General features: G+C 54.8%; 3 protein-coding genes and 1 pseudogene. All 4 read left to right on the plus strand.

Going from position 1 to position 4,501, the window contains the following annotated elements; translation table 11 throughout:
- Nucleotides 1-79 precede the first annotated feature (79 nt).
- A pseudogene (locus PXK01_RS21715) lies at nt 80-940 on the plus strand (type IV secretory system conjugative DNA transfer family protein); the annotation flags it as partial.
- 311 nt (nt 941-1,251) lie between these two features.
- Nucleotides 1,252-2,430: an ABC-three component system protein gene (locus PXK01_RS21720; protein WP_274861710.1), complete on the plus strand. Its 1,179-nt coding sequence runs from the start codon at nt 1,252-1,254 to the stop codon at nt 2,428-2,430.
- Nucleotides 2,427-2,930, plus strand: coding sequence for an ABC-three component system middle component 5 (locus PXK01_RS21725; protein ID WP_274861711.1), 504 nt, complete (start codon nt 2,427-2,429; stop codon nt 2,928-2,930). The genes PXK01_RS21720 and PXK01_RS21725 overlap by 4 nt, the downstream gene beginning before the upstream one ends.
- Entirely contained in the window at nt 2,930-4,450 is a 1,521-nt protein-coding gene (locus PXK01_RS21730; RefSeq protein ID WP_274861712.1) for an AAA family ATPase, read from the plus strand. The genes PXK01_RS21725 and PXK01_RS21730 overlap by 1 nt, the downstream gene beginning before the upstream one ends.
- The last annotated feature ends 51 nt before the right edge of the window (nt 4,451-4,501 follow it).

Consider the following 4,501-nt stretch of genomic DNA (forward strand, 5'->3'; position numbering starts at 1 on the left):
GGCCGCAGTTCTCGATGGTCGGCTGACCGTCGCAAACAGAAAACGCGCCGCATGACCCCCATGTTTTGTCCACTCCCGGCCGGATGAGCCCTGGCCCGTGATGATCATGCTCGACGAGTTCAACCGTTTGGGCAAGATGCCCATCGTGGTCGAAAGCATCGAGACCCTGCGCACCTATCGTGGGCATTTGGCCGTGGTCACCCAAACCATTCCCGCCCTCGACGAAATCTATGGAGAAAACACCCGTCGTGCCCTACAGGGCAACGCAGGCGTGAAGCTCTACCTGACACCGTCAGATGAAAAAACCGTCGAGGAGCTGAGCAAAGCGGTCGGCAAGACCACGAAGACCGTCGTCACGCGATCCCAGTCCATCGGCAAAAACCCCTTCGAGGGCCGCAGCCAGTCCACCCGGACCGAGGAAAGTTCTCTGTTGCCCGAAGATGAAGCGCGCCGCCTGCCGCTCGATGAAATCGTCATGGTCATAGACGCGCAAATGCCTGTCCGGGCGAAGCGGATCCAATACTTTGACGATCGGCTGTTCAAGGCGATCCATGCGGCGCAGACGGGCGAGTTGCCGTTTCCGGAGCCTGGGGGAGGGGGGGAGCAAGGCACGCTACCGTTGAGCATGCGCGCCATGCCGATGACACCGCCGTCGAGCGGGCCAGGCGGATCCGAGGCCGACGTTGAGGCCGCACGCCAGGCTGCTGATGGCCAATCGTCAGGGCAAACCGATGTCGCCCCAAAGAAGACCGCGCCTGTCGTTCAAGCCGTTTTCGCCGAGGAACAACGACAGATGGAGATGGATTTTGGGGGCCAATTCACGGATGCGGAGGCTGCGAGCGTGGATGATGAGGCGCAGATGCGCTCTGCCGTTGATGGTTTGGACGATATGGAAGCGATGCTGCGAGAGGAAGGTGGTGAAAAGCTGGTTGCTCGATAGCGTGGCGAGAAAGGTAAGTCTGTCAGCTCGCCGGAATGCCGGTCATGCGCTGCCCTGGCGATACTTAAACCGCGAGGAGCATAAAGCAGACCTAGCCATGTCAAGTCTACAGCCGATCGACTACGGCTTCTACGCAGTCAGTGCCATCGTATGAGAGGTTTTCACAGCCGTTCTTTTCGACCAATGGCATACTTAGAGACTGGATTTAGGTGATGCCGGATAATACAACTACAACATGTTCTCCAGTTTTTTTCATAAGCTGTTCGTGTTCCGGCGTCTTAGGCGCCCTGCGTGAATCTTTGGGGCGATAGGTGACAGATCAACCGGACTTCAAATGCCTTTGCGGCAACGAAAATAGCGCTGTGGATGTGGTGTTCATTCACGGTCTGACAGGTGATGCGTCGAGCACCTGGATTGCTGAGGGTGGTACCGACTTTTGGCCGACTTGGCTGTTCGAAGATGTCCCCGGATTAGCGCTCTACAGTTTGGGCTTTCCAAGTTCCCTCTTTGCCAAGTGGGCGAAAAAGGAAATGGACATGTTTGAGCGCGCCGGGAATGTCCTTGAGCTGTTTGCTGGTCATGGCCTGGGAAAGAAGCCCATCATATTTGTCACCCACAGTCTTGGCGGTATCCTCATTAAGATGATCCTGCGCAAAGCGTGCGACGCAGAGGATGAAGACTGGAAGTGCATCGCCGAAGAGGCCCGCCTCGTTGTTTTTCTTTCAACTCCTCATACTGGTGCTTCCCTCGCGAGCGCGCTAGAAATCCTGCCGGGCACCTCAAAGCAGATCAAGCTCCTCGCAAATGAAACGGGCTTCCTGGAAGATCTGAACTTACACTACCGCAAGTTTGCGAACGGCTCGGATCATTTGAGTACGGCCATCTATTATGAAAAACACGCGACCAAGAAAGTGAAGGTGGTCGTCTCGCGTGATAGTGCTGACCCGGGCGTGGCCGGGGCAATCCCGGTTTCCGTTGACAAGGATCACATCAACATCTGCAAACCGCCGAACCGGGACGATATCGTGTTCCGCGGTATTCGGCGGCATGTAAGGAAAGTTGTAGATGCATGTCCTGCCGGGCAGGTTTTCGGCATCGAAAGCTATACCGAACCCTCAGACAGTGATCGTCGCGATCTTCTTCAGAAGCTGATTGATGCCGGGCGAGAGCATGAGTACGACCACGCGAACAATGCCCAGAACAGATTTGCGCGCCGATACGTCAAAACCGGACTGCTCACGGCCGCGCGTGAAGACCACGACAGCTTTCTCTCAGAGATTGAAGCGCGGTTCGTCACCCATGTCTTCCACCCGCTGATCTGTTCGTATGCGCCCGACAATGAAGTTCGCGCGGCTCTCCAGGATCATGTGATCCAACCCTTGACCAACAAGCAGATCGGGGGCTCGAAGTTTGATGCAACTTCGGTGTTGAACGCGCTCTATTACCTGACCGAGCAGTGCCACATCAGGTGGGATGCGCCGGAATCATGATCGGAAGACTGTGGTTTGCCCAACTCGATATCTACGATTGCATGCGCCGCATGGCCTGTCTTATGTCGCTGAGGCCAGACGGCTTTTTTAGAGAGCGGCTTTATATTTTGGATTTTTATTTCGCGAACTCTCCCATGCTCCACCATACGAAGATGAAGATCGATGTTAGATCGCAATTTCGAGAACTAAGAATACCCCGTCCGGAAAAATCTTTTGTGACATATCCATCAGCCCGACTGCTGTTTCATCAGATGGAACCAGTGCAAAAAGACGCCCTCAGCGCGCTCCTTGGCAAGGGCCTCGCGCAGCCAGTGAAGGACGATCCACGTGTCTTAACACTTTCCGCAGAAGGACGGTCACTCTATGACAGCAAGCTGCGTCACCACATTGACGATCACGAAATTGACTTGGCGACGTTTCTGATTGAGGATTTCGGCCCGGTCGGAGAAGACGGAATGAGAGCCTTGCGCGAAAGCACCGGGCTACGGAGAGCGAGCTGATGGCATCAATCGCACCGTTTCTCCAATTGGGTCGTTTCCGCGTCATGCGACGCGGGCGCGCAGCTTATGATCAGACCTTCCATGCGGGTGTAAACATCATCCGGGGGCAAAACGGCTCTGGCAAATCGACGATTTCAGATTTCATCTTTTACGCACTCGGCGGCGAATACGATGATTGGAAAGACGCAGCGAGCCAATGCGACGAGGTACAGGCCGAAATTCTCACTCCTCGTGGAGCCCTTGTGCTCAAACGCAGTATCGCAAAACGACAAGAACCGATTTCGGTTTTCTTCGGTGCCATGGCTGACGCCATGAAAAGCCCATTGGATGGGTGGGAGCGATATAATCTCCACAGAAGTGGAAGCGGCAAAGAGAGTTTCTCGCAGATCCTCTTTCGGTCGATGCTTATTCCCGAAGCTCAGAGCGATGGGGCATCCAACATTACAATGCATCAGCTTCTGCGACTCTGTTATTCTGATCAGCGCACACCTGCGACGCGTCTGTTTAGGTTCGAAAACTTCGATACACAAAACATTCGCGAAGCTGTCGGGGATCTGATTTGCGGCATCAGTGGCTATGAACTTTATGAGTTGACGCTGAAGCAACGCGAGCGACAGAAAGAATACGATGACGTTAATGCTCGCCTCAGCGCACTGCTGCGGTCGCTGCGCTCAAAAGAGGCGATCACGTCACCGGCGGCAATCCGCGCTGAGATTGGCAACCTCGCACGCGAACGCGAAAGAATAGAAAAGGAAATAGATGAGGTCGATGAACTCATAGAGCCGGGCGAAGTGTCTGAATATGTAAGACAGCGTCGCGACGCGCAACAAAAGCTGGTGAGGGAACGGGACAAACTTCGGGAGTTGGAAACCTCCGTCACCACCACCGAGTTCGAGCAGCGGGAACTAGCTGCGTTCCTTGATCACCTCGCGGAGCAAACCGAGAAGCTGGCGCGCGCCGAAAGCACTTTCGACGTGATTGGGCACATCGATTTTGTGCATTGCCCTGCGTGCGGCGAAACCTTGTCAGAAGATGTGCCCGAAGGAACATGTGCTGTCTGCAAGATGGAGAGAGACCCTGAAAAGGAGCAATCACGCTACAATCAAATTAGGCTCGATCTCGAGATTCAGATGCGCGAAACGCATCAGCTTATTTCTGACAAGGAATTCGCTCTGAGCAAGAACAAGCAGCAGCTCCGACAGGCAAAGCTCGCTCAAGAACAAGCTTTGCGAGACTTCAGTCTCCGGTTCTCGGGAAAGAACGGGCCACGTGAGGCATTTCTCGCGGAGCGCGCGAGCCGACTTGGTCACATCGATGCGGCAACGTCTCATATCTTGGCCCGAATGGAGACAGCCGAAGAAATCGAGCGCCTAAGCAAAGAAAAATCTGAGATCAATGAGGATCTGGAAAAAATCAAATCACGCATTGGTGCTCTGCGGACAGCTGCCTCGAAGCGCCGCAGCATTGCGCTCACAACCGCTGGCCGCATAGCAGCTAGGGTCAGGATTCATAACCAGTAGATAACGACGGCTGCGAGCGCGATGGCCGAGAGGAAGACCTTGGGACACCTA

The organism is Phaeobacter sp. PT47_59 (assembly GCF_028890025.1).
In the GTDB taxonomy this organism is placed as follows: Bacteria; Pseudomonadota; Alphaproteobacteria; order Rhodobacterales; family Rhodobacteraceae; genus Phycobacter.